This window comes from Nocardioides sp. R-C-SC26 (genome assembly GCF_021246465.1).
GTDB lineage: Bacteria > Actinomycetota > Actinomycetes > Propionibacteriales > Nocardioidaceae > Nocardioides.
On the sequence record NZ_JAHRHK010000007.1, the window covers coordinates 161,969 to 186,744 of the forward strand.

General features: G+C 70.1%; 24 protein-coding genes. 7 read left to right on the top strand and 17 right to left on the bottom strand.

Translation table 11 applies throughout. The features are described from left to right. Positions 1 to 2: 2 nt before the first annotated feature. From KSO97_RS08810 to KSO97_RS08830, 5 genes are all read right to left on the bottom strand, one after another. On the bottom strand, positions 3 to 800 hold the full coding sequence (locus tag KSO97_RS08810; RefSeq protein ID WP_232678013.1) for a glutamate ABC transporter substrate-binding protein: 798 nt from the start codon (positions 798 to 800) through the stop codon (positions 3 to 5). Between the two features lie 242 nt (positions 801 to 1,042). Beyond that, positions 1,043 to 2,374: a hypothetical protein gene (locus KSO97_RS08815; protein WP_232678015.1), complete on the bottom strand. Its 1,332-nt coding sequence runs from the start codon at positions 2,372 to 2,374 to the stop codon at positions 1,043 to 1,045. Beyond that, positions 2,371 to 4,002 carry an AAA family ATPase gene (locus KSO97_RS08820; protein WP_232678018.1) on the bottom strand — a complete coding sequence of 544 codons (1,632 nt, stop codon included), beginning with the start codon at positions 4,000 to 4,002 and terminating at the stop codon, positions 2,371 to 2,373. The genes KSO97_RS08815 and KSO97_RS08820 overlap by 4 nt, the downstream gene beginning before the upstream one ends. Before the next feature lie 52 nt (positions 4,003 to 4,054). Continuing rightward, on the bottom strand, positions 4,055 to 4,564 hold the full coding sequence (locus KSO97_RS08825) for a hypothetical protein (protein ID WP_232678022.1): 510 nt from the start codon (positions 4,562 to 4,564) through the stop codon (positions 4,055 to 4,057). Positions 4,565 to 4,589: 25 nt separating this feature from the next. Then, the gene (locus KSO97_RS08830; protein WP_232678023.1) at positions 4,590 to 5,873 is read right to left on the bottom strand and encodes a toxic anion resistance protein; all 1,284 of its coding nucleotides are present in this window, start codon (positions 5,871 to 5,873) and stop codon (positions 4,590 to 4,592) included. Between the two features lie 108 nt (positions 5,874 to 5,981). Between KSO97_RS08830 and KSO97_RS08835 the strand changes: the two genes are divergently transcribed. Next, positions 5,982 to 6,920 carry an SPFH domain-containing protein gene (locus KSO97_RS08835; RefSeq protein ID WP_232678024.1) on the top strand — a complete coding sequence of 313 codons (939 nt, stop codon included), beginning with the start codon at positions 5,982 to 5,984 and terminating at the stop codon, positions 6,918 to 6,920. 77 nt (positions 6,921 to 6,997) lie between these two features. Here KSO97_RS08835 and KSO97_RS08840 read toward each other — a convergent pair whose 3' ends face one another. Continuing rightward, entirely contained in the window at positions 6,998 to 7,657 is a 660-nt protein-coding gene (locus KSO97_RS08840; RefSeq protein ID WP_232678025.1) for a YitT family protein, read from the bottom strand. A 62-nt stretch (positions 7,658 to 7,719) separates the two neighbouring features. Between KSO97_RS08840 and KSO97_RS08845 the strand changes: the two genes are divergently transcribed. Then, the gene (locus KSO97_RS08845) at positions 7,720 to 9,177 is read left to right on the top strand and encodes a PLP-dependent aminotransferase family protein (protein ID WP_232678028.1); all 1,458 of its coding nucleotides are present in this window, start codon (positions 7,720 to 7,722) and stop codon (positions 9,175 to 9,177) included. Between the two features lie 73 nt (positions 9,178 to 9,250). Here KSO97_RS08845 and serA read toward each other — a convergent pair whose 3' ends face one another. Beyond that, the gene (serA, locus tag KSO97_RS08850; protein ID WP_232678031.1) at positions 9,251 to 10,843 is read right to left on the bottom strand and encodes a phosphoglycerate dehydrogenase; all 1,593 of its coding nucleotides are present in this window, start codon (positions 10,841 to 10,843) and stop codon (positions 9,251 to 9,253) included. A gap of 191 nt (positions 10,844 to 11,034) precedes the next feature. On the opposite strand from serA, the gene KSO97_RS08855 reads away from it, so the two are divergent. Further along, a complete protein-coding gene (locus KSO97_RS08855) occupies positions 11,035 to 12,666 on the top strand; it encodes an ABC-F family ATP-binding cassette domain-containing protein (RefSeq protein WP_232678032.1) in 1,632 nt (543 codons plus the stop codon). A gap of 10 nt (positions 12,667 to 12,676) precedes the next feature. Here KSO97_RS08855 and efeB read toward each other — a convergent pair whose 3' ends face one another. From efeB to KSO97_RS08875, 4 genes are all read right to left on the bottom strand, one after another. After that, positions 12,677 to 13,936: an iron uptake transporter deferrochelatase/peroxidase subunit gene (gene efeB / locus KSO97_RS08860; RefSeq protein ID WP_232678035.1), complete on the bottom strand. Its 1,260-nt coding sequence runs from the start codon at positions 13,934 to 13,936 to the stop codon at positions 12,677 to 12,679. A gap of 5 nt (positions 13,937 to 13,941) precedes the next feature. Further along, entirely contained in the window at positions 13,942 to 15,111 is a 1,170-nt protein-coding gene (gene efeO, locus KSO97_RS08865; RefSeq protein ID WP_232678042.1) for an iron uptake system protein EfeO, read from the bottom strand. After that, positions 15,108 to 15,983, bottom strand: a complete 876-nt coding sequence (gene efeU / locus KSO97_RS08870) for an iron uptake transporter permease EfeU (protein WP_232678043.1) — start codon at positions 15,981 to 15,983, stop codon at positions 15,108 to 15,110. The genes efeO and efeU overlap by 4 nt, the downstream gene beginning before the upstream one ends. 217 nt (positions 15,984 to 16,200) lie before the next feature. Next, on the bottom strand, positions 16,201 to 16,899 hold the full coding sequence (locus KSO97_RS08875) for a DsbA family oxidoreductase (RefSeq protein ID WP_232678044.1): 699 nt from the start codon (positions 16,897 to 16,899) through the stop codon (positions 16,201 to 16,203). Positions 16,900 to 16,955: 56 nt separating this feature from the next. Between KSO97_RS08875 and KSO97_RS08880 the strand changes: the two genes are divergently transcribed. The 3 genes from KSO97_RS08880 to KSO97_RS08890 all read left to right on the top strand — a co-directional run bounded on the left by KSO97_RS08880 (position 16,956) and on the right by KSO97_RS08890 (position 19,444). Beyond that, entirely contained in the window at positions 16,956 to 17,486 is a 531-nt protein-coding gene (locus tag KSO97_RS08880) for a YbaK/EbsC family protein (RefSeq protein ID WP_232678045.1), read from the top strand. Positions 17,487 to 17,672: 186 nt separating this feature from the next. Further along, complete coding sequence (locus tag KSO97_RS08885) at positions 17,673 to 18,599, top strand: ABC transporter ATP-binding protein (protein ID WP_232678047.1); 927 nt, start codon at positions 17,673 to 17,675, stop codon at positions 18,597 to 18,599. Further along, positions 18,596 to 19,444 (top strand): ABC transporter permease, encoded by an 849-nt coding sequence (locus KSO97_RS08890; RefSeq protein WP_232678048.1) that lies wholly within the window; start codon positions 18,596 to 18,598, stop codon positions 19,442 to 19,444. The genes KSO97_RS08885 and KSO97_RS08890 overlap by 4 nt, the downstream gene beginning before the upstream one ends. A 108-nt stretch (positions 19,445 to 19,552) precedes the next feature. Here the strand turns inward: KSO97_RS08890 and KSO97_RS08895 are convergent, their stop codons facing one another. Continuing rightward, on the bottom strand, positions 19,553 to 19,825 hold the full coding sequence (locus KSO97_RS08895; protein ID WP_232678049.1) for a helix-turn-helix domain-containing protein: 273 nt from the start codon (positions 19,823 to 19,825) through the stop codon (positions 19,553 to 19,555). Positions 19,826 to 19,984: 159 nt separating this feature from the next. Between KSO97_RS08895 and KSO97_RS08900 the strand changes: the two genes are divergently transcribed. Beyond that, a complete protein-coding gene (locus KSO97_RS08900; protein WP_232678050.1) occupies positions 19,985 to 20,320 on the top strand; it encodes a hypothetical protein in 336 nt (111 codons plus the stop codon). 8 nt (positions 20,321 to 20,328) lie between these two features. Here the strand turns inward: KSO97_RS08900 and KSO97_RS08905 are convergent, their stop codons facing one another. The 5 genes from KSO97_RS08905 to KSO97_RS08925 all read right to left on the bottom strand — a co-directional run bounded on the left by KSO97_RS08905 (position 20,329) and on the right by KSO97_RS08925 (position 24,531). After that, on the bottom strand, positions 20,329 to 20,733 hold the full coding sequence (locus KSO97_RS08905; RefSeq protein ID WP_232678051.1) for a type II toxin-antitoxin system VapC family toxin: 405 nt from the start codon (positions 20,731 to 20,733) through the stop codon (positions 20,329 to 20,331). Then, positions 20,730 to 20,984: a type II toxin-antitoxin system VapB family antitoxin gene (locus KSO97_RS08910; protein WP_232678060.1), complete on the bottom strand. Its 255-nt coding sequence runs from the start codon at positions 20,982 to 20,984 to the stop codon at positions 20,730 to 20,732. The genes KSO97_RS08905 and KSO97_RS08910 overlap by 4 nt, the downstream gene beginning before the upstream one ends. A 138-nt stretch (positions 20,985 to 21,122) precedes the next feature. Further along, positions 21,123 to 22,148 (bottom strand): ketol-acid reductoisomerase, encoded by a 1,026-nt coding sequence (gene ilvC, locus KSO97_RS08915; protein WP_308188274.1) that lies wholly within the window; start codon positions 22,146 to 22,148, stop codon positions 21,123 to 21,125. Positions 22,149 to 22,231: 83 nt separating this feature from the next. After that, positions 22,232 to 22,795 (bottom strand): acetolactate synthase small subunit, encoded by a 564-nt coding sequence (gene ilvN / locus KSO97_RS08920; protein WP_232678066.1) that lies wholly within the window; start codon positions 22,793 to 22,795, stop codon positions 22,232 to 22,234. After that, a complete protein-coding gene (locus KSO97_RS08925) occupies positions 22,792 to 24,531 on the bottom strand; it encodes an acetolactate synthase large subunit (protein ID WP_232678069.1) in 1,740 nt (579 codons plus the stop codon). The genes ilvN and KSO97_RS08925 overlap by 4 nt, the downstream gene beginning before the upstream one ends. Positions 24,532 to 24,776 lie beyond the last annotated feature (245 nt).

The following is a 24,776-nucleotide window of genomic DNA, read 5'->3' on the forward strand; positions in this document are numbered from 1 at the left end:
CCTCAGCGCCCGTACCGAGCCGGCGGCTGCTCGCCACGCCCGAGGTAGGGGCGTAGCCAGGTGTCGTAGGACTCCTGCCAGCGGCCGTCGCCGCGCATGTCCTCGAGCGTCTGGTTGATCAGGCGCACCAGGTCTTGGTTCTCCGACTTCACACCGATGCCGTACGGCTCCTGGGTGAGGAACTGAGTGTCGAGCACCTCGGCGTAGGGATCCTGCGCAGCCAGGCCCGCGAGGACGGTGTCGTCGGTGCTGACGCCGTCGGCCTCGCCGTTCTGGAAGAGGATCATGCACTCGGAGTTGTCGCCAGCGGTGACCGGGATCGCCTTCGGCGCAATCTTCTGGATGTTCTCGATGCTGGTCGTACCGGCCGGGGCGCAGATCCGCTTACCGTCGAGGTCCTCGATCGACTCGATGCCGGCGTCCTTGCCGACGAGCACCTTCTGCCCCGCCCGGTAGTACTCCGTGGAGAAGGCGATCTGCTGCCAGCGCGTACAGGTGATCGTCATGTTGCGCGAGACGATGTCGATCGTGCCGTTCTGGAGGAACGGGATGCGGTCGGCGGCGGTGATCACGCGGAGCTCGACCTTGCTGCGGGCCTGCTCGGCACCGACGCCGAAGAGCTTCTGGGCGATGGCGTAGACGAAATCGATGTCGAAGCCCTCGATCTGTCCCGTCTCGGCATTGCGTGCGCCGAGCAACAGGGTGTCGGCGGCGATGCCTGCGATCAATCGGCCACGCTGCTTGATCGCGTTGACATCAGGGCCGTCCCCGGAGTTTCCGGCGGGTGCGTAGGAGTCCAAACGCGCGGGATCCTCGTTGTCGCACGGTTTCGTGGTTGCCGGCGCCGCAGGCGCGGAGGTAGTGGTGGGCGGCTTGGGCACCGTGGTGTCGGCATAGCCCCCACACCCAGCAAGCCCGAGGGTCATGGCGATCACCGTCGCGACGGCGGCGGCCCGAGCGCGCCTCAGTGCCGCGGGGTCGTTCCTTCCTGGGGTCCCTGCGGGCTTGCTCGCGGAGGAGCGAAGCGAAGAAGGTCGGGTGGTCATGCGTACTCCCTCCGTCGCTGGTTGACTCCCCAGGTCGCGGCCCCGGCAGCGGCCAAGGCGCCGAGCAGGGTGAGCACGATCAGGACCAGCGAGATCACGCCACCGGACCGGAACGCGTCGGCGGCGTCGGTCGCCGCCACCGCGCTCACGCGATCGGCAGAGGCGTCGGCCTCGTCGAGCAGGGCGGTGGCGGCCTCGGTTTCGTCGGTCGTCGCCAGTCGGACGGCACGGTCCCAGTCGCCACTGTCATCGGCCGCGCGGATCTGACCGTGCTGCTCGGCGTACCGCTCCCACAGCGCGAGCGTGCGGGGTGAGGCGTTCGCCTGCACCACCTCGGCGGCAGCAGTCCAGGACTCCTCGTAGGCGGCGCCGGAGCCACGGTTGATGAGCCCCTGGCTCTCCTGCGCCTTCGCGTCGTTGAGCGCCGAGCGTGCCCGCGCCTCCTGGACGGCGTCCGCGTAGGGCCCGGCGCGCGTCTCGGCGTTGTCGGAGTGCTTGGAGGAGGCGTGGTACGCGCCGAGCAGCGCCACGACCAGGACGATCCCGCCCGCCGTGGCGATGCCGACGTTGATGCGCCGGTGGAAGCGGGTGGCGATCGACCGGTTCACCAGGAACAACGAGCCCACCGCGAGCAGGCCCATCCCGGTGAGCCACCAGGGATGCTGGGACTCCATCTCCTCCACGGCCCGGTCGGAGTTCGCGTCGACGAGCGCGCGCACGATCGGCAGCGCGTCGGCACGCAGACCGTCGCCGGCGCGGTTCAGGTAGGCGATGCCGATCGGGAACTGCTGCCGGTTGTAGTCGCGGGCCTGGGCGACGGCGGTCGTGTAGTCGGTGACGGCTGCGTTGAGGTCGGCCAGGACGTTCCTGTCCGCGGGCTGTGCCTGCGCGGCATCGGTGATCAGGCGGAGGACGTCCTCGATCGAGCTCTGGTAGGCCGCGCGCTGGTCGGCCGGCTCGAGCCCGCCGATCAGGAAGCCGTTGGTGGCCAGGGCGTCCGCGCGCAGGAGCAGCGACTGGATCTTCTGCACCCGCACGACCTGCTCGGTGTTGTCGGCGGCACGGCCACCGGCCTGCCAGGAGAGCACCTGGATCAGCGCCGAGACCACGCCGAAGATCACGACGGTCGCGACCGCCAGCACCTGCAGGCGGTTGAGCAGGCCGGGCACGTCCTCGGCGAGGTTGCGGGCGCCGTCGGAGGTCACCAGTGGGGCGGGTGTGCCGGGCGCGGGGATGTCGAGGCCCACGACGTGCGCGGTCGGCGTCCCCGCAGCGGGGCCTGGAGTGGGACCGGAAGTGGGGCTGGGTGCGGACGCCGTCTGGCTCACGGTGCCTCCTCGTTCGGGCTGGGCTCCACGGGACTGGTCGACTCGGTGGGGATCGGGGCCTGCGCTCCCCCGAGGTCCACCGACTCCAAGGGGATCGCGTCGGCGTCCTCGGGCGGGACCAGCGGCTCCGGTTCCCCGAGATCGTCGGCCACGATGCGTCGCAACTGTTCCAGGGTGGGCGTCTCGACGTCACGCAGCCTCCAGGCGTGACGGCCGATCGAGGCCTCCAGCACGTTGCGCACGTACCGCGCGTTGCCGAACGTCGGCCCGCGCTGCACCACCCTCAGCAGCTCGCGCAGGCGGTCGAGCACCGTGTCGTCGACGTCGAACTCCGCCTTGGCGGCCATCGAGGCGAAGATCCTCACCAGCTCCGCGTCGGTGTAGTCGACGAAGTCCAGCGTGGTACGGAATCGCGACTCCAGGCCGGGGTTCTGGCCGATGAAGACCTCCATCGGCACCGGGTATCCGGCGACGATCACGACGAGGTCGTCGCGGTTGTCCTCCATCTCCTTGACCAGGGTGTCCACCGCCTCCTGGCCGTACTGGTCACCCGCGAGCGCATAGGCCTCGTCGATGAACAGGACGCCGCCGATCGCCGAGGCGACGACCTCGGCCGTCTTCATCGCCGTCTGCCCCAGGTAGCCGGCGACCAGCTCGGAGCGGTCGACCTCGACCAGCTGACCCTTCGAGAGCAGGCCGAGCGCGCGGTAGATGCCGGCGACCAGGCGCGCCACCGTCGTCTTGCCGGTGCCGGGGTTGCCGTTGAAGATCAGGTGCCGGGTGATGGTCGGCGAGTTGAGGCCCGCGTCGCGGCGCAGCCCCTCGACCCGCAACACCGCCGCCTGGCGGTGGATCTCGGCTTTGACGTCGGTCAGGCCGACGAGCTCGTCGAGCTCGGCCAGCAGCTCTTCGACCGACTTCTGAGGTTCGGCGGGCACCTTGGGCTCGGCCGGCGCGGGGTCCGCGGGCGGGGCCGCCTGCGTGGGCGTGGGGGTTTCCGAGACGGTGCCGCCCGTTCCTCGCGCAGCCTCCTCGACCACCGGCGGGCCGGTCATCGAACCTCCCGCCTCCTCCTCGGCCGGCGGCGGCCCGGTCATCGAGCCTGTCGAGATGCCGCCTGCCAGGCCGCCGAGGTCGAGTCCTGCCAGCCTGCGCTGCACCGCCGAGAGCTGTTGCACCAACGACTGCGCGACCTCGTCGCCCACGGTCGGCGCGGGTGGACGCACCGAGGCGGACTCGCCGAGCTGCGCAGCGGCCGCCGTCGCCGCGTTGCCGGTGGCTCGTGGATCGGGCGTGCCGAGTTCCGCACCGGCCAACGCGACGTCGCCCAGCGCGGCGGCGTACGTGGGCGCGTGCGGCGACCCGGTGACGGCGAGCAGGCTCATCGTGGCCGTCGGCGCGGCCCGATATCGGCGGCCGCGCGAGGCCGCGTCGAAGAACTCCTCGGCAGAGCGGGCGCGGCCGGTCTGGGCGCACCAGTCGACGAAGGCGCCGGTCGATGGTTCGGACACGGTGGCCGCGAGCGCCTCCCCCTCGCGCCGGGCCGTCGTCGCGTCCTGCCCGGCGGTCTCGGCGACGGCGGCCAACGCGTCGAGTGCTGCGGCGAGCGTGCGCGGCGTCGCGCTCATCGGATGCTCCTTCGAGATGGCGTCGGCGGCTGGGGAGCCTGCCGGGGCGGTGTCATGTCGGGCTGTTCAGGGAGAGGTCGGGGCCGCCGTCTGCGGTATGCCCGAACTTGGCCTCCAAGAACATGCCGTGTGCGAGCAGCGCCTGTGCGTCGGCGCGGTTGGCGGCGTCCAGGATCGAGTCCATCGTTCCCGCGAGCAGCTCGAGCTGTTCGACGAGCACCATCAACGAGGTCTTGTAGCCGTCGATCGGCCGGGTGTCGGCCCACTGGCGTGGGAGCCGGAGATAGGCGCCGACCGACTCCGGCAGGTAGGTCGTCGCCGTCGCCACCACCGAGTAGGCCTCCTGGCTGCCCAGCCCCAGGTTGCGCAACCGGGGCAGCGTGGCGTTGATCGTGCGCGCGATGCGCACCACCCGCGACGTCACGACCGGCGGTGCGTTGCCGTCGCTGAGCATCGCGTTGACCCGGTTCAGCGAGGCCAGCACGTCCTGCTCGGTGGGCGGCGCCGGCGCGGCCGGCGCATCCGTCGCACTGCGCGATCGCCACCATGATCGAAGACCCATGCGCAGACGTGACCTGAGGCGTCGATCAGCTCAGCGGCTGACCGGAGAGATCCAGCGTGCCGGCTGCGTTGCGGGCGTCGTGCTGCTGGACGCGTGCCAGGTAGGACTTGGACTTCTCGACCTCGGTCTCCAGCACGCCGATGGTCTGCGACATCGAGTCGAGCGCCTTGAGCTTGAAGTCGTCGATGGCGTCCATCGTGGCGTAGATGTTGGCGAACGCGGCCTGCAACTGCTCCATGCCGATCGTCGAGGACGCCGCCTGCTCCTGGATCGCCGCGGAGTTCTCCTTCAGCATCTCCGAGGTCCGCTGGATCATCGTGGAGGTCGTGGTGTTGAGCGCCGAGATCTGGTCGAGCACCAGCTTCTGGTTGCTCAGTGCCTGCGCCACGATGACGGCGGTGCGCAGCGCGGAGATGGTCGTCGTGGTCGCGCGGTCGACGCCCTTGATGAGTTCGATGTTGTTCTTGATGATGATGTCGATGGCGAGGTAGGCCTGGATCGAGACGGCGAGCTGGGTGAGCAGGTCCTGGTGCTTCTGACGCACGTAGAAGAGGACGTCCTGGCTCAGCGTCTTCGCGGCCTCGGGGTCGGTCAGCTCGAGCTCGGCGATGCGGGCCGACAGCTTCGCGTCCAGTCGCTCGGCCACGTAGACGTACTGGTTGAGCCGGCCCATCACGGCCCAGAGGTTCGTCTTCTCCAGGTTGAGGGCGACGTTGTCGCGCGTCAGCTCGTCCTGGCCGTTGCGCAGGCTGTGCAGGATGCCGTTGAGCTGGGTCTGGGCCGACTGGTACTTGCGGAAGTAGTCGGTGATCTTGTCGCCGAAGGGCAGCAGGCCCATCAGCTTGCGGGTGCCCTTGGCCTCGCTCGGGTCGAGGTCCTCCACGGTCCGCCGCAGTTCGAGCAGGGTCTTGCCGACGCTGCTTCCCTGCGCGATGCCGCCCTCCTTGAGCGCGGTGACCGGCTTGTCGAGCATCCGGTTCGACGTCTCAGCGGCCTTGCGGATGTCGGCGTCGCCCATCGTGCGCACGTTCTCCGCCTGGGCGGCGAACTCCGGACTGCCGACCTGCGCGGTGGACAGGGCCCCCATGAAGGAGTCGACCTTGGCGTCGAGCTCGGGCATGACCTCGGCGGCGACGGCCGGCGCCATCTTGGGCGCCGCCGTGGCGGACACCGCGGCGGGGGCCTCGGGCGCCGTCAGGGTGACGACGGGCTCGGGCGGCGCGAGGGGCGCAACCGCGGCACCGCCCGCGGAGTCAGAGGCGGCAGCAGTCTCGGCAGCGCTGGGCTGCTCGGGCGTCCCGGACGTCATGGCGCCGAGTCTGGCATGCCGGCGGGTGGGCGGGAACTGCAAGGATGGGCGAACTGGCCCGGCTCTCGAGGCCGGGCTTAGCCCGCGTCGCCGTCGTTGGAGGAAGTCATGCCCGGTTCGATGATCCTGATCGCGATCCCCGTCGTCGTGGTGCTGCTGCTCATGCTCTCGGTGCGCACCATCGACCAGGCCCACGTCGGCGTCGTGACGATGTTCGGCAAGTACCGCCGTGTGCTGCAGCCGGGCCTGAACTTCCTGATGCCGCTCTTCGAGCACATCCACTCCAAGGTGCCGGTGCAGAACCAGACCCGACAGTTGCAGTTCGCTGCGATCACCAACGACCAGGCGAACGTGCACTTCACCAGCACGATCATCTTCACCGTCTCCGATCACTCCGAGGAGACGGTGCAGAAGGTCGCGTTCAAGTTCATCGACATGCAGAGCTTCCACATCGCGTTGACCTCCGCGGTGGAGGCCTCGGTGCGCGAGTACGTGGCGAACAAGCGGCAGGCCGAGGTTCTGGGCCTGCGCGGCACGATCGTCGAGCATGCCAAGACCACGCTGGACGAGCAGCTCGCCTCGTGGGGCTACATGCTCGTCGACCTCACGGTCAACGACATCACCTTCGACTCCGAGGTCATGCTGTCGATGTCGAAGGTCGTCGCGGCCAAGAACGCCCAGACTGCCGCGGAGTTCGAGGGACAGGCACTGCTGATCCGGCGCACCAAGGAGGCAGAGGCCGAGGGTGCCGCGATCAAGATCGGCGCCGAGAACGAGGCCGAGGCGGCTCGGCTGCGAGGCGTCGGTCTGGCCAGCTTCCGCAAGGCCGTGGCAGAGGGTGTCGCGGAATCCGCTCAGGAGCTCACCAGCCACGGCATCGACCCGAGCCTGCTGGCCTTCGTGATGTGGACCGAGACCATCCGCGAGACCGCCCGCGACGGCCAAGGCAACGTGATCTTCCTCGACGGCTCGGTCGACGGCTTCACCGACACCACCAAGCGCCTGCAGGCGATGCTCGCCGGCGGCGTCCCCGACAACGCCCGCTGATCTCGCGTTGACCCGTCTTGAGACAAAGACGGGTCAACCACCCATCGCGCGTTGACCCGTCTTCAGACAAAGACGGGTCAACGCGTGGCGACGACGAACCGTGGCATCAGGGCCTGGGCCATCGGGCCGATCAGCAGCGCGAACGCGACGGTGCCGACGCCGACGACGCCGCCCAGCACGAGCCCGATCAGGACGACGGTCACCTCCAGACCGGTGCGCACGAGCCGGATGGAGAGCCCGGTGCGACGCGCCAGCCCCGTCATCAGCCCGTCGCGCGGCCCGCGACCCAGCTGAGCGCCGACGTAGACGGCGGTGGCGAACGCGCACAGCGCGATGCCGCCGAACATCAACGGCACCTCGATCAGCAGTCCGTCAACCGGGTCGAGGAGCGCCAGCGTGGCATCGGCGGAGAAGCCGACCACCAGGGCGTTGGCGATCGTCGCGAGACCCGGCTTCTCCCCCAGCGGGATCCAGAGGAGCAGCACGACGAAGCTCATCACCACCACGGCCTGCCCCAGAGTGATCGGCACGTGCTGGATCAGCCCCGAGTGCAGCACGTCCCACGGCGCGAGGCCGAGGTCGGCGCGCACCATCAGCGCCAACGAGGCGCCGTAGAGCACCAACCCGACCGCGAGCTGCGCCAGGCGGCGCGGAAGCCGACCCGCTCGCAGCTGCTCGATCGGCCCGAGGTCGGTCAGCAACGCGACGGCGGGAGTTGGGACGGCGGTCTCGGTCACGACCTCACGATGCCTCGCGATTGGCCTGGTCCTCAATAGCCAATCGTGCAACAGTGGCCTGCATGAACCAGTCCACTCTGTCGGCGCGACGTCTCGCCGGTCTGGTGGCCGGCTTCGATCGCGCGCCGGCCTACGTCGGGCTCGCCGACGCCCTCACCCTCCTGATCGGCGACGGCCGCGTCGGCCTCGACGTCCGGCTGCCAAGCGAGAGGGACCTCACCGAGGCACTCGGGATCTCCCGCACCACGGTGACGCGCGCCTACTCGCTGCTGCGTGAGGCGGGGTACGCCGAGGCGCGTGTGGGTGCGGGCACCTTCACGCGCGTTCCCGGCGGCCGATCCGCCGTCCACGACCGGGCTCTGCTGCCCCGCGCCGGTGACCACGACGCGATCGATCTCAACTGCGCCGCCGCCAGCGCTCCCCCGGGCATCGCCGCCGCCTACGCCGACGCCGTCGCGGAACTGCCTGCCTACCTCAGCGGGCACGGCTACTACCCAGCAGGTCTTCGCCCGCTGCAGGAGGCGATCGCTGCGACCTACGCGGCCCGCGGCCTGCCGACCGATCCCGAGCAGATCCTGGTGACACCGGGCGCGCTGAGCGCCACGACGATCGTGGCGAGGGCATTCCTCGGGGCCGGCGATCGCGCCCTGGTGGAGTCGCCGGTCTATCCGAACGCGATGCAGGCGATCGCCGGCGCCGGCGCGCGGCTGCGACCGCTGCCGGTCGACCCGCAGGGCTGGGACCTCGACGTCGTGCGCTCGACCGTGCGCGACGTCGCGCCCCGCCTGGCCTACCTGATCCCCGACTTCCAGAACCCCACCGGGCACCTGATGGACGATGAGCAGCGCGCGGCGACGGCAGCCGCCCTCCGCCGCGCCCGCACCGTTCCACTCATCGACGAGGCCCACCAGCCGCTGGCGCTGGACGGCCAGCGGATGCCGATGCCGTTCGCCGCGCACGCACCGGCGGCGATCACCGTCGGCTCTGCGAGCAAGGCGTTCTGGGGCGGCATGCGCGTAGGCTGGATCCGCAGCCCCCACGAGCATCTGGACCGGATCACCCAGGCGCGGCTGGGTCTCGACCTCGGTGTGCCGGTGATCGAGCAGCTCGCGGCCGCGCGCCTGCTGGCCGACCCCGCCGCGGTTCTCGGTGCGCACCTGGCGCGATTACGCGCCCAGCGCGACGCTCTCGTGGACGCCGTGGCGACGCACCTGCCCCAGTGGCGCTTCGTGCGGCCCTCGGGCGGCCTGGTGCTGTGGTGCGAACTGCCCCGCACCCCGCGGACGTCCGCGGTCCGGCTCGCAGCGGAGGCGGAGCGGCGCGACGTCATCGTCGCTCCGGGGCCGGCCTTCGCCTTGAACGGCGGGCTCGACCGCTTCGTACGGATCCCGTGGACGCGACCCGAGGCCGACCTCGTGCTCGCGGTCGAGCGGCTCGCAGAGGCCTGGGAGGGGTTGACCGCGGCCGGCTCGCGCGACGTCGTCGCCGATCGACGTCCTGGCCGCGCGTTCGTGGCCTGAGCCCGGGTCCACCGATGCGCGCCGGCTGTGCGTCGATCGGGGGGAATCGGGCTGAGACGGTCCGGGCGAGCAGTCAGGTCAGATCGACCGCGCGCGCCGCGTGGGCGTTCATCGCCGACTCGATCTCGGCGAGCACCTCCGCGGAGATCGCGGTGTCGACCGAGAGCGCGACCAGCGCCTCGCCGCCCAGCGCATCGCGGGAGACCTGCATGCCGGCGATGTTGACCCCCGCCTCGCCGAGGATGCGTCCGACGGTGCCGACCATGCCCGGGCGGTCTCGGTAGCTGAAGAAGGCCAGGTGCGTGGTGGGCTCGAGGTCGATGTCGTAGCCGTTGACCTCGACCAGGCGCTCGCGGTGGGCGATCCCGATCAGGGTGCCGCCGACCGAGACCTGCGATCCGTCGGCCAAGGTGCCGCGCAACGTGATCAGGTTCCGGTGGTCGGGGCTCTCGGAGTCCGTGACCAGCCGCACCGAGGTGCCGCGCTCCAGAGCGAGCAGCGGGGCGTTGACGTAGGACACGGTCTCCTCGACGACGTCGGTGAAGACACCCTTGAGCGCGGCCAGCTCGAGCACCTTGACGTCGAGGTTGCCGATCTCTCCGCGCACCTCGACGTCGATCTGCTGGGCGACCTCGCCCGCCACACCGGTGAAGATGCGACCGAGCTTCTCGGTGAGCGGGATACCGGGGCGCACCTCCTCGGCGATCACCCCGCCCTGCACGTTCACGGCATCGGGCACCAGCTCGCCGGCGAGGGCCAGCCGCACCGAGCGCGCGACGGCGAGGCCTGCCTTCTCCTGGGCCTCGTCGGTCGAGGCGCCCAGGTGCGGCGTCGCGACGACGTTGTCGAGCTCGAACAACGGACTGTCGGTGCACGGCTCGGAGGCGAACACGTCGAGCCCGGCCGCGGTGATCTGACCGGAGACGAGTGCGTCGTAGAGCGCCTCCTCGTCGACGATGCCGCCGCGGGCAGCGTTGACGAGGACGAGCTCGGGCTTGGCCCGGGCCAGCTCGTCGGCACCGATCAGCCCGACCGTCTCGGGCGTCTTGGGCAGGTGCACCGACATGAAGTCGGCCTCGGCGAGCAGGGTGTCCAGGTCGACCAGCCGGACGCCTGCCTGCGCGGCACGCCCCGCCTGCACGTAGGGGTCGTAGGCGATGACGGTCATGCCGAAGGCGGCGAGTCGCTGCGCCACGAGCACGCCGATGCGCCCCAACCCGACGATGCCCACGGTCTTCTCGTACAGCTCGATGCCGGTGAAGGCGCTGCGCCGCCACTGGCCGGCGCGCAGTGCCGCGTGCGCCGGCGAGACGTGGCGAGCGGCCGCGAGCATGAGGGCGACCGCGAGCTCGGCGGCGGAGACGATGTTCGACGTCGGCGCGTTGACCACCATGACGCCGTGCTGCGTCGCGGCCCGGACATCGACGTTGTCCAGTCCGACGCCGGCGCGTGCCACCACGCGCAGCCGACGTCCGGCCTCCAGCGCCTCGATATCGATCCTGGTCGCCGAGCGCACCAGCACCGCATCGGCATCGGCGACGGCAGTCAGGAACGCCACGCGGTCGGTGCCGTCGACGTGACGGATGTCGAAGTCCGGCCCGAGCGCCTCGACCGTCGCGGGGCTCAGCTCTTCGGCGATCAGGACGACGGCACGCTCGAGACTCACGACCGTGACAGTAGCGAAGCCGACCGCCGTCGACGGCGGTTCGCCGCGGGGGCGAGGCAGCGGGAAATTCAGGTGACGCGACGCGCTCGGCGATCTACGGTCGAGGGCGTCACATCGTCCAACAGAGGGAGCACCGGTGGAGCTCTGAGGTCTCGCCATCACGACACCTCGAACCTGAACAGGGATCCGCCATGCCCGCACACCCTCCACCGACCCATCCCGGCGACGCGTCGGCCACCTTCGTCGCCACGGGTCTCGTCCACCGATGGCCCGATGGCGCGCCGTCGTTCGACGGCCTCGACCTGGTCGTCCCGCCCGGGCGGACTGCACTCGTCGGGAGCAACGGCAGCGGCAAGTCGACGTTGCTGCGACTTCTCGTCGGCGGCCTGACGCCCGCGGCCGGCGTCGTGCGACGCCCCGAGAGCCTCGGCTACCTGCCGCAGAGCCTGACCCGTGCCGCGGAGACCCCGGCCGCCGACGTCCTGGGCATCGGCGAGATCCTGCGTGCGCTGCGCCGCATCGAGAGCGGATCGATCGCCACCGCCGACTTCGACATCGTCGGCCAGGACTGGGACATCGCCGAGCGCTCCTCGGTCGCGCTCGCCCGCCTCGGTCTGCCGGCCTCGGTGCTGGAACGTCGACTCGGCGAGCTCTCCGGTGGTGAAGTCGTCCAGCTCGGTCTCGCCCGACTCGTACTGCTCCGCCCTCGCACCCTGGTGCTGGACGAGCCGACGAACAACCTCGACGCCGATGCTCGCGCACGACTCGCCGAGATGGTCGACACCTGGCACGGGTCGGTCCTGCTCGTCAGTCACGACCAAGCGCTGCTCGGCGGGGTCGATCATGTCGGCGAGCTCCGCAGCGGCGCCGTCCGCTGGTACGGCGGCAACCTCGACGACTTCCGCGCACAGGTCGACGTCGAGCAGGGCGCCGCTCGGCAAGCGGTCACCGCCGCGCGTGGCGACCTCCGCCGTCAGCAGGCGGACCGGGTCGAGGCGGAGCGCATGATCGCCCAGCGCAAGCGCCAGGGCAGCGCGAACGCCGCGCGCTCGAACATGCCACGGGGAGCGCAGGACTTCTGGAAGAACCGCTCGGAGAAGCACGCCTCGCGCTACCGCGACCTGCACCGGCGCCGGCTCGACGAGGCGCGCGACCGGCTGGCCGAGGCGGAAGAGCGCGTGCACGCGGACGACGCGCCACGCATCGACCTCCCGGACACCGTGGTCCATCGCGGCAGCCAGGTGGTGCACACCCGTGGACTGGTGCTCCGCACGGGGCGTGCGATCGACCTTGAGGTGACCGGGCCCGAGCGGATCGCCGTGCTCGGCGCCAACGGCAGCGGGAAGACCACCCTGCTGCACACGCTGGCCGGGCTGCTCGAGCCGCGATCGGGCCAGGTCGGCACGTTCGTCCCGGTGGGCCTGCTCACCCAGCGGCTCGACGACCTGGACGACGCCCTCAGCGTGGTCGACACCGTGCGCTCGGTCGCCCCCGACGCGGCGGCGAACGACGTCCGCGCGACCCTCGCGCGGTTCGGTTTCCGAGGGGCGACCGCCGAGGCGCGGGTCGCCTCGCTCTCAGGCGGGGAGAGGCTCCGCGCAGCGTTGGCCCGCGTGCTGCTCGCCGAGCCGACCCCGCGCCTGCTGCTGCTCGACGAACCGACCAACAACCTGGACTTCGACGCCTACGACGCCCTGGTGTCAGCCATCGACGCCTACGCCGGCGCCCTCCTGGTCGTCAGCCACGACAGGGCGTTCATCGAGGAGGTCGGCATCGACCGCGTGATCGATCTCGACGACGAACCGTCATCGGCAGCGCCGTGACGAGGAGGGTTCAGGCGAAGAGCGCCTGGCCGAGGTACTCCCCCGAAGCCGCGCCGGGCGGCACCGCGAAGAGGGCCGAACCCGTCGTCTTGAGGTACTCCATCAGGGCGTCGGACCTGGCCATCGCGCTCTGGATCGGGATGAAGTGGGTCGCCGGATCACGCACGTAGGCGATGAAGAACAGGCCGGCGTCGAGCCCGCCGAGCGCATCGGAGCCGTCGACGAAGTTGTACCCGCGCCGCAGCATCCGCGCCCCGTCGTGGAAGTCGGGGTGGACCACGCGCACGTGCGCGTCGACCGGGATCGAGGGGGCCGTTCCGGTCACGGCGTCGAAGTCCATGTCCGCGAACTCGCCACCACCGCTGAGCGGACCACCCTCGCCCTTGGTGCGGCCGACGAACTGCTCCTGGTCCTGCAGCGGCTGACGGTCCCAGACCTCGATCGTCATGTTGATCCGGCGCGCACACAGATAGGAGCCGCCGACCAGCCACGGCGCCGCAGCGTCGTCGTCCGCCCCCACCCAGACATGCTCGTCCAGCGCTGCGCGCTCCTCGGCCTTGAGATTGGCGGTGCCGTCCTTGAACCCGAACAGGTTGCGCGGCGTGTCCTGGCTCGTCGAGGTGGACGACGTACGCCCGAAGCCCAGTTGGGACCACCGCACGGAGGCCCGGCCGAACGCGATCCGCGCGAGGTTGCGCACCGCGTGCACCGCGACCTGCGGGTCGTCGGCGCAGGCCTGCACGCACAGGTCGCCGTCGGAGCGAGTCGGGTCGAGGTCGTCCGCCGGAAAGTGCGGCAACCGCGCCAACGCGGCCGGACGCCGCTCGGCGAGCCCGAAGCGGTCGTCGAAGAGAGAGGGGCCGAAGCCGATGGTGATCGTCAATCCGGACGGCGGCAGCCCGATCGCCTCGCCGGTGTCGTCCGGCGGCAGCAACGGATCGCCCTCGACCGGGCCGATCGGTCCCGCGCCGTCCCCTCGCGTCATGCGTTCGGCGGCCGCCGTCCAGTCATCCAGCAGCGAGATCAGCTCGGCACGGTCGGTGGTGGTGACGTCGAACGCCGCGAAGTGCAGCCGATCCTGGGCAGGCGTGACGATGCCGGCCTGGTGGGCACCGCGGAAGGCGTAGGACGTCGCGCGGGCGACGTCGTCGGCATCGGGACTCAGGCGATCACCGATCAGGGCGCCGCCGACGCCCGCGATCGCGCCGATACCGAGACCGCCGCCGAGCAGCTTGCGACGCGAGACGCCCCGGCCTCCCGACTCCACCATCGCCGTCAGACCACCGCGGCAGTCAGCCGTGACAGCGGCTCGGAGAGCGCGTTGACGGCGTCGGAGAGCTGCTTGATCTGATCGGGCGGGACGTCGGTGTAGAGCGCGAAGCCGTCCCCCACCCGCTGGGCGTCCAGCAACTCCTGCAGAGCGTCGAAGCGCTTGGTCAGCTCGGCCGCGAGCTCGGGATCGTTGGTCTCGACGATCGGCTCGACCCCCTCGAACGCGACGCGGGCGCCGTCGACGTTGGCCTGGAAGTCCCACAGATCGGTGTGCGACCAGAACTCCTCCTCACCGGTGACCTTGCCGGTGGCGACCTCCTCGAGCAGCCCGCGGGAGCCGTTGGCGACCTGGTCGATGGTGTAGGTGAGCTTCTGGACGCGGCCGTCGAGGGTGCGGGTGTTGGCGAGCAGGTCGTCGGCGTACGTGACGCGCTGTGCCGCGGTGAGCGGACGGTAGTCGGCACCTGCCTCGGCCGGCCAGAGGTCCTTCTCGATGCGGTGCCAGCCGGTCCACTCCTGGCCGGGCTCGAGGTCGGCCTCGCGCAGGTCCATCTTCGGGTCGAGGTCGCCGAAGGACTCCGCCACCGTCTCGATCCGCTCCCAATGGGTGCGGGCGACGGGGTAGAGCGCACGAGCGCCGTCGTCGTCGCCGGCCTTGTAGAGGTCGACGAACCGGCTGGTCTTGGCGAGCAGTTGCGCCGACTGGTCCTTGACGTAGGAGGCGTAATTCGTCAGCGCCTGGTCGACCAGCTCTTGGTCGGAGGCAGCCAGCGCGGGCTGCTCGCCGGACGGCGTGACGGTGAACGCCGAGCGGATGCCGTCGCCCTTCATGCCGGGCTTGCAGGCGGTGAAGTAGTCGCCGTCGGGGGCGTTGACGGTCAACTTGTTGGAGGCGCCGGGGCCGATGTTCTCCACCTCGCCGAGGATGCGCAGGCCGTCGTCGCCGAGGACGTAGAACTCGGTGACGACGCTGCCGGAGTTGGTCACCGTGAACGTCAGCGTGCCTGCGGGGGCGGTGTCGCCGGAGACGTCGCACGCGTCGTCGGACGCGTTGACGGTGAAGGCCCGCGTGGCGTCGTCGGAGGGTGCGGTGCTCTCCGTACCGCACGCGGCGAGCACCGGGGCGAGGACCGCCAGGGCGGAGACGGCTGCGAGGGCGGAGCTGCGCTTCACGAGGTGACCTCCTGGGTCGTGGATGACGGGGCGGGGCGCGGCGCGCGACGGCGCCGGGCCGCCAGCAGGAAGAGCGTCATGACCGGGACGACGTAGGCCCACCAGACGAGCACCTCCAGCACACTGGGGCGCGCGGTGAGGTTGAGCATCCCGGCGAGGATCGCGCCGTACCAGGAGCTCGGGTCGTACCAGCCGGAGATGTCCCAGGCGTGGCTGTTCAGGCCCGGCAGGACGCCGATCTCCTGGAGGTCGTGGACGCCGTAGGAGAGAACCCCGGCGGCGACGAACACCAGGAACGCGCCGGTCCAGGTGAAGAACACCGTGAGGTTGATGCTGATCGCACCGCGGTAGAGCAGGAACCCGATCACCACGGCGGTGGCGATACCGAGCAGGGCGCCGATGAGCGGCGTGCTGGTGAGCTCCGTGCCCGGCGCCTGGTCGCGTCCGGTCGCGGTCTGGGTGTTCGCCCACAGGATCGCCGCCGTCTCCATGCCCTCGCGTCCCACGGCGAGGAACGAGACCAGGGCGAGCGCGAACGGGCGGTCGGCTGCGGCGTCGAGCCGCCCGCGCAGCTCGCCGGCGATGCTGCGCGCCGCGCCCGCCATCCAGAACACCATGAACGTCACGAATGCCGCGGCGACCAGCGAGAGGACGCCGCCGAGGAGCTCGGTGGAGCGGAAGTCCAGCTTGCGCGACTGCGCCCCGAGCAGGAGCGTCGCCCCCACCGGGAGCAGCACCGCGACCGCGACGCCCGTCCAGATCCACCTCAACTGGTGACGTCGATCCGACTTCACCAGGTAGGCCACCAGGATGCTGACGACCAGGGCGGCCTCCAGGCCCTCCCGCAGGCCGATCAGAAAGTTGCTGAGCACAAGCGTCGAGCGTACGCCTGTCTACTTAGGGTCGCCTAATCTCGACGGGGTGGTCTGGGCCGGTGGGAGAAGCACCGGCTACCCCGTGATTCTCCTCAACGATGCGGCGAAACTCCCGGAACACGGGTCGAAAACCGCCGACAGACGGGAGTTTCGCCCGACCAGATGCGCGCCGCCCGGGATCAGTGCCCGGACGGCCCGGTAACGCGGAACCGGTTCACGTGGCGCAGACGCCGTCCTCGCATCCGGGAGCGTCGCCGCCCACCGTCGTCAGCGGGGACGTCGGGCGCTCGGCCCATGCCTGGGCGAGCGCCTGGGAGAACACCTCGGTCGGCTGCGCGCCGCTGATGCCGAGGCGTCGGTCGATCACGAAGAACGGCACGCCCGTGGCGCCGTAGGCAGCGGCCTGAGCGATGTCGTCGCGGACGGCGTCGGCGTACGCGTCACCGGCCAGCACCTCGCGCGCACGCTCGGCGTCGATCCCGACGCCGGCGGCGAGCTCCACGAGCACCCCGTGGTCTTCGACGTCGAGCCCGCGCACGAAGTACGCATCGAGCAGCGCCTCCTTCAGCGCGTCGCGCCGATCGCCGGCGGCATGCAGCAGGCGGTGCGCGTCGATCGTGTTCGCGACGCGACCCTCCGCCAGCCCGGAGTAGTCGAGGCCGACCTCGGCGGCGACCTGCTGCACCTGCCCCATCATCGCGCGCACGCCGTCCTCGCTCTGGCCGTACTTGCGGGCCAGCGCGTCGACCACCCGCTCACCGGAGCCGCGCGGCGTCGTCGGGTCGAGCTGGTAGGAGCGCCACACGATCTCGACGGCGTCGCGGTGGTCGAAGTCGGCCAGCGCCGCCTCCAGCCTCCGCTTACCGATGTAGCACCACGGACAGACGACGTCGGACCAGATCTCGATCAACACATCGGGCCAACGCCCCGGCCGGCCGGGGTGTTCCCGCGTCCGCCTACGCTCACCGCATGCCCTGGGGACTCGACGCCGTGCCCGCCCTCGACCGTCCGGATCTGCTCGCCGAATCGGTGGCGAAGGCCCTCCAGGCATGGCCCGACGCCTCCTCCGCACAGGTTGTCGAGATCGACCCCGAGGTGGCCGACACCGCAGCGATGAGCCAGACCTACGGCGTGCCGCTGGAGTCCGGCTTCAACTGCGTGGTGATCTCCGGACGCCGCGACGGCGAGGAGCGGGTCGCCGCGTGCGTCGTCCGCTCCGACACCCGGGCCGACGTCAACGGCGTCGCGAAACGCCTCCTCGACGTCCGCAAGGCCTCGTTCCTGTCCCGCGAACGCGCCGTGAGCGAGTCGGGCATGGAGTACGGCGGCATCACGCCGATCGGCCTGCCTGCCGCCTGGAGAGTCCTGGTCGACTCCCGCATCCTCGACGCCGGACCCGTCGTGCTCGGATCGGGCGTCCGCCGCTCGAAGCTGCTCCTTCCCGGCCCCGCCCTCGCCGCAGCTCCGCGGGTCGAGGTGATCGAGGGCCTCGGCGGCTGAGTAGGCCCGTTCGAGCGGATGCGCGAGCCGTAGTTCGGTCTGCGCGACGTCGTCCGCACGGCGAGCGGGCGCTCGTCGGGGCGGTTCCTCGCGCCCCCACCCCCGGCTCGTGTACGGGTCGACCCAGGGTCGTATCGGGGTCGCTCCCCGATGCCGCGCAGCCGTCCCGACCCCCAGGCTCGGTCCATGATCGAAGTCCAGAATCTCACTCGCACCTATGGCGGCTACCGAGCCGTCGACGACGTCTCTTTCACGGCGCGCTCCGGTCGCGTCACCGGCTTCCTCGGCCCGAACGGGGCCGGCAAGTCGACCACCATGCGTGTGCTCGTCGGACTCACGCCCGCGACGTCGGGTACCGCGACCATCGATGGTCGACGCTTCGCCGAACTGCCGAACCCCGCGCGCGAGGTCGGCGTCCTGCTGGACGCCTCGGCGCAGCACGCCGGACGCACGGGCCGGGAGATCCTCACCATCGCGGCCGACACCATCGGGCTCCCCCGGATCCGGGTGAGCGAGATGCTCGATCTGGTCTCCCTGACCAGCGAGGAGGCGGACCGCCGCGTACGCCACTACTCCCTCGGCATGCGGCAGAGGCTCGGCCTCGCGGTGTCGTTGATCGGGGATCCGCGCGTCCTCATCCTCGACGAGCCGGCGAACGGGCTCGACCCCGCCGGCATCCGGTGGATGCGAGACCTGCTGCGCGGGTACGCCGATCGCGGCGGCACGGTGCTGCTGTCCTCGCACCTGCTTCACGAGATCGAGGTCGTCGCCGACGACCTGGTCGTCATCGGGCGCGGCAGGATCGTGGCCCAGGGCACGAAGGCCGACCTGCTCGCCGGCGCCGGCTCCTCGGTGCAGACGGCGCGCCCCGAGGATGCCGCCGGTCTCGTGCGAGCACTCGGCGATGCGGGCCTGACGGCGACGCGAGCCGACGCGCGCCTCCGGGTGGACGGCGAGGCACGCCAGATCGGTCTCATCGCCCACGAGGCAGGCATCCCGCTGGCGGAACTGCGCCCCGCCGACGGCGCGGGCCTGGAGGAGATGTTCCTCGAGCTGACCGCCGACACCCAGCGCGAGAGCGCACCCACCGCGCAGGCAGGAGAAGCAGCATGACCACCACGACCCTGACGTCCGACTCGTCCTCCGCCCCGACATCGACCTCCGGGACCGCACCGACCTCGACCATCCCGCGAGAGCGGACGGAGTACGCACGTCCGTCGTTCGTGCGGCTGGTCCGCGTCGAGTGGCGCAAGACGTTCGACACCCGGGCTGGGTGGTGGCTGTGCGCCAGCGTGCTGGGCCTCTCGGTGATCGCGAGCATCGCGATCATCGCTTTCGTGGCGCCGGAGGAGCAGAACTACTCCATGTTCGCGACCGCGATCGGCTTCCCGATGGCTGTCATCCTCCCCATGCTCGCGATCCTCTCGATCACCAGCGAGTGGAGCCAGCGCAGCGGCCTCGGCACCTTCACGATGGTGCCGAGCAGGGCGCGGGTCATCGGCGCCAAGGCTGCGGTCACCCTCGTCGTCGGCGTCGCCTCGATGACCGTGGCGATGGCCGTGGGCGTCGCCGGAACCCTGGTCGGATCCTTGATCTCCGGCGTCTCCCCCGTCTGGGACTCCAGCCCGGGTCAGCTGGCCGCCATCGTGATCGCCAACGTGCTGGGCATGGCGATGGGCTTCATGCTCGGCGTGGTGCTGCGCAACTCCGCTGCCGCGATCGTGGGCTACTTCGTCTACGGCTTCGTGCTCACCGCGGTCTCGGCGACCTTGGCGGCCTATCAGGACTGGTGGCGCGATCTCCAGCCGTGGCTGGACTTCAACTTCGCCCAGGGGGTGCTCTTCGAGAGCTGGCCGACCGGCGAGCAGTGGGCCCAGCTCGGGTTGGCCTCGGTTCCGTGGCTCGTGATCCCGACCCTGGTCGGACTCTGGACCCTCAGCCGCGCCGAGGTGAAGTAGGCGATCCGCGGCGCTGCGAACAGACGACGAGGGCCCGCCCCGGTGAGCAGACCGGGGCGGGCCCTCGTCCGTCTCGCCGGTCCCGTCAGGTGTCGTGGGCAGCCGTCCCTAGGCCTCGACGACGGGATACGGCGGCGGCAGGAGATCCACCAGCGGGATCTCGAGCACCTGGCTGAGCGCGACGATCGTCGTGAGTCGCGGATTCATCGGCGTACCCGGGCGCGACTCACCCTTCTCGAACTTCTGATAAGTGAAGCCCGCCAGCCCGCACAGGTGGGCGACCCGTTCCTGGCTCAGACCCTTGGCGAGCCGAGCGCGCTGCAGCCGTACCCCGAGATCGACGGCGTACTGCTCCCAGGTCGGGGCCTTCTTGGACGACACATCGTCATCGTCGCGGGCACTTCACACCAAGACGACCATTCATGTATGGGAATCTTTCATCTGCTCGCCCCCGAGCTGTGGAAGACGGTCCGGTGACCGCGGAGACTGTCGGCGGCCACTGCCTAGGGTGCGGCAACCGCTCTCAGGGAAAGGTCCGCCATGGGATCGCTGCGCCAGTCTCCTCCCCCGTCGTGGCTCGACGAGCCGTGCCCTTCGTGGTGCGCCCGCGTCCATGCCGAAGACGACCACCCCGAAGACCGGATACACCGGGCCCCGCCCGTCTTCGTGCCGGGAGTCCTGGCACAGGTCGATCCCGACACGCTGGAACGCGTACCCGAAGCCGGCACCTTGCTGGTCCAGCGCACGCAGCATCTGAGCGATCCCACGCCGTGGATCCTCGTCACAGAAACCGAGGACGTCGGCAGGCAACTGCTGATGTCCGAACAGGTCGCACGCCAGCTCGCCGACGCTCTCCACGACCAGTCCCAGGAGTGAGGTCGACCTCAGTCAGCGAGCGCCGAACGCAGATCCGTGTGCACGAAGTCGTCACCCTTGAAGAGCAGCGCACAGGAGCCGATCGAGGCGACCGCATAGGAGAGGCAGTCTCCGAAGTTGAGCTGCGCCGGGTGACCCGACCCCTTGCCGTACGCCTGGAAGGCCTCATCGGCGCGCGTGGCGTGCGCGCTCGTGAAGTCCACGACCACAACGCCCACGACCTCGAGGAGTTGGCGCAACTCGGCATACCCGCGCGGACCGACTCTGCGCGCAACCATCGACGCCTCGAGGAGGGTGGGGGCGCCGATCAGCACCTCACGCGTTCGTGCCAGCAGGTCGAAGATCCCTTCGGACTCGACCTCGGCTCGCAGCACCGCGATGAGGGCGGAGGTGTCGACCGCGATGGGGCTCACGCCGGCAATCCATCCTCGTCGTACAGATCACCCTCTGCCGCCCGAAGCGCGACCCGCTCCTCGTCGGTACGTCCAGCAGCCATCCGCCGGTACCAAGCCCACGCGCGGTCCGCGCGTGAATCCTCGTCCGGAAGCCCGCGGAGGAGCTGTTCCAACGCCTCCTCAATGACTGAGGTCTGGGTCTTCCCAGTCCTGCGCGCCGCTTCACGAGCCAGTTCGTGCACCCGAGGATTCTTGATGTTGAGACTCATGGAGCTGCCCTTCTACCGTCGAGTGGTTCCAGTCTACCTTCGATGTCGCGCGACACCCACAAATGCAGAACGGCCCCGCGGAGACTCCGCGGGGCCGTTCTGGCGAGCTGCTCAGGCAGCCTCAGAGGGCGACGACGATCAGCGCTCGGCCGAGCCCTCGACGTAGTCCTTGTCCTGCTGCTGCCAGGAGAAGTGCGAGCGCAGCGTCTTGCCGACGGCCTCGATCGGGTGGGCGGCACCCTTGGCGCGCAGCTCCTTGAACTCCGGTCCGCCGGCGTCCTGGTCGTCGATGAAGCGCTTGGCGAACGCGCCGCTCTGGATGTCGGCGAGCACCGCCTTCATGTTCTCCTTCACCGACGGGTCGATGACACGCGGGCCCGAGACGTAGTCGCCGTACTCGGCGGTGTCGGAGACCGACCACCGCTGCTTGGCGATGCCGCCCTCCCACATCAGGTCGACGATGAGCTTGAGCTCGTGGAGGACCTCGAAGTAGGCGATCTCACCCTGGTAGCCGGCCTCGGTCAGGGTCTCGTAGCCGTACTGGATCAGCTGCGAGACACCACCGCAGAGGACCGACTGCTCGCCGAACAGGTCGGTCTCGGTCTCCTCGGTGAAGGTGGTCTTGATGACGCCGGCGCGAGTACCGCCGATGGCCTTGGCGTAGGACTTCGCGAGCTCCCAGGCCGAACCGCTGGCGTCCTGCTCGACGGCGATGATGTCCGGGATACCGCGACCCGCGACGTACTCGCGACGCACGGTGTGACCCGGAGCCTTCGGCGCGACCAGGATCACGTCGACGCCCTCGGGCGCCTCGATGTAGCCGAAACGCACGTTGAAGCCGTGACCGAAGACCAGCGTGTCGCCGGCGGCCAGATGCGGCTCGATGGACTCCTTGTAGAGGTGACGCTGCACCTGGTCGGGAGCGAGGATGACGATGACGTCGGACTCCTCCACGGCCTCAGCCGGGGTGAGGACCTTCAGGCCCTCCTCCTCGGCCTTGGCGCGGCTCTTGGAGCCCTCGGGCAGACCGACGCGGACGTCGACACCGGAGTCACGCAGGTTCAGGGCGTGGGCGTGTCCCTGCGAGCCGTAGCCGATGACGGCCACGTTCTTGCCCTGGATCAGCGACAGATCGGCGTCGTCGTCGTAGAACATCTCAGCCACGGGTGGCTTCTCCTTCTGATAGTCGCTTGCGTCAATGGCGGTGGTTTCGAGGCTCGCAAGCTCGCACCTCAACCACCGTAGGACTAAGCCGTAGCGGGGGGAACCGGGACGCTGACCGGGCGCAGCGTGCGCTCGGAGATCGAGCGCGAACCACGACCGATCGCCACCTGGCCAGACTGCACCAGCTCGCGGATACCGAACGGCTCGAGCACCGCGAGGAAGTCCGCGATCTTGCCGGCGTTGCCGGTGATCTGGATCGTGACGGCGTCCGGAGCGACGTCGATCACCTTGGCCCGGAAGAGCTGCACGGTGTCGAGCACCTGCCCGCGCGTCTCGGTGGTCGCGGCGACCTTGACGAGGACGAGCTCGCGGTTGACCGAGGCGTCGGGGTCCAGCTCGACGATCTTGATGACCTCGACCAGCTTGTTCAGCTGCTTGGTCACCTGCTCCAGCGGCGTGGCCTCGACGTCGACGACGATCGTCATCCGCGAGATGTCGGGGTGCTCGGTGGGGCCGACGGCGAGCGAGTGGATGTTGAACGCCCGTCGGCTGAACAGCGCCGCGATGCGCGCAAGCACACCGGGCTTGTTCTCGACGAGAACGCTGAGCGTGTGGCGACCGCCGGTCACCGGATGAGCGGCGCTCACAGGTCGTCCTCCTCGAAGTCGGGCGCGATGTCGCGCGCGTACTTGATGTCGTCGTTGCTGGTGCCGGCGGCGACCATGGGCCACACCATCGCGTCGCGGTGCACCCGGAAGTCGACGACGACGGGCACGTCGTTGATCTCCATCGCCTTGGCGATCACCGCGTCGACGTCGTCGGGGCTCTCGCAGGACAGACCCACGCAGCCGTAGGCGTCGGCCAGCTTGACGAAGTCGGGGATGCGCTTGGAGTGCAGATCGGTGTTGGAGTAGCGCTCGTTGTAGAAGAGCGTCTGCCACTGCCGCACCATGCCGAGCGACTCGTTGTTGATCACGGCGACCTTGATCGGGATGTCGTTGATCGCGCAGGTGGCCAGCTCCTGGTTGGTCATCTGGAAGCACCCGTCACCGTCGACGGCCCACACGACCTTGTCGGGCATGCCGACCTTGGCGCCCATCGCGGCCGGCACGGCGAAGCCCATGGTGCCCAGCCCCCCGGAGTTGATCCACTTGTTCGGCTGCTCGTATCCGAAGTAGTGGGCGGCCCACATCTGATGCTGGCCCACCCCCGCGGTGACGATCGTGTCCGGGCCGGAGATGGCGCCCAGTCGCTCGATCACGTGCTGCGGAGCCAGCCCGGACGGCGGCGCGTCGTACCCGAGCGGGTACCGGCCCTTCACGCCGCCCAGGAAGGTCGTCCACCCCTCGAAGTCGCCGGTGTGGCCGGCGTCGGCCTGGGTGCGCAGCATCGCCATCAGGTCGATCAGCACCTCGCGCACGTCGCCCACGATCGGGACGTCGGCGTGTCGGTTCTTGCCGATCTCGGCAGGGTCGATGTCGGCGTGGATCACCTTGGCGTGGGGCGCGAAGGAGTCCAGGTTGCCGGTGACGCGGTCGTCGAACCGGGCGCCGAGGCTGATGATCAGGTCGCTCTTCTGCAATCCCGCGACGGCGGCCACGGTGCCGTGCATGCCGGGCATGCCCAGGTGCAGCGGGTGGCTGTCGGGGAACGCGCCGCGCGCCATCAGCGTGGTGACGACGGGCATCCCGGTGAGTTCGACCAGCTCGGCGAGCTCCTTGGACGCCGCCGCACGGATCGTGCCGCCGCCGACGTAGAGCACCGGGCGACGCGACTCCAGGATCAGCCGGGTCGCCTCGCGGATCTGCTTGGCGTGCGGCTTCGTCACCGGTCGGTAGCCCGGCAACTGGATCTCGGTGGGCCACTCGAACGACGTCATCGTCTGCAGCGCCGACTTGGTGACGTCGACGAGGACCGGTCCCGGGCGGCCGGTCGAGGCGATGTGGAAGGCCTCGGCGACGATGCGCGGGATGTCGAGCGGGTCGGTGATCAGGAAGTTGTGCTTGGTGATCGGCATCGTGATGCCGCGGATGTCGGCCTCCTGGAAGGCGTCGGTCCCGATCATCGAGGCGCCGACCTGACCGGTGACCGCGACCATCGGGACCGAGTCCATGTGCGCGTCGGCGATCGGGGTGACCAGGTTCGTCGCACCCGGACCCGAGGTCGCCATGCAGACGCCGACACGCCCGGTCGCGGCCGCGTAGCCCTGGGCGGCGTGCCCGGCGCCCTGCTCGTGGCGCACCAGGATGTGCCGGATGGTGGAGTCCATCAACGGGTCGTAGGCGGGGAGGATCGCGCCGCCCGGGATGCCGAAGATGGTGTCGACGCCTGCCGACTCCAACGACTTGATGAGGCTCTGTGCGCCTGTGATCTCTGCGCTCATGCCGGTTGAGTTCCTTTGCGTGGGTGATGGAGCGGTCGAGGTGTCCTGCGGCCCGTGCCGCGCGGCATCCGGGCAACAAAAAACCCCTCGGCCGTCTGGCTTCGAGGGGTGACGCGCTGGCCGGTGGTGAGATCAGCCGGCGCGTCGGGTGCGTACGAGAAGGTTGCAGGACATGCCTACAGCGTAGCCGCCGCGGCCCCGTTGCCGCGACAAGTCTGCCACTCCTCCCAGATGCCAAGACGGGC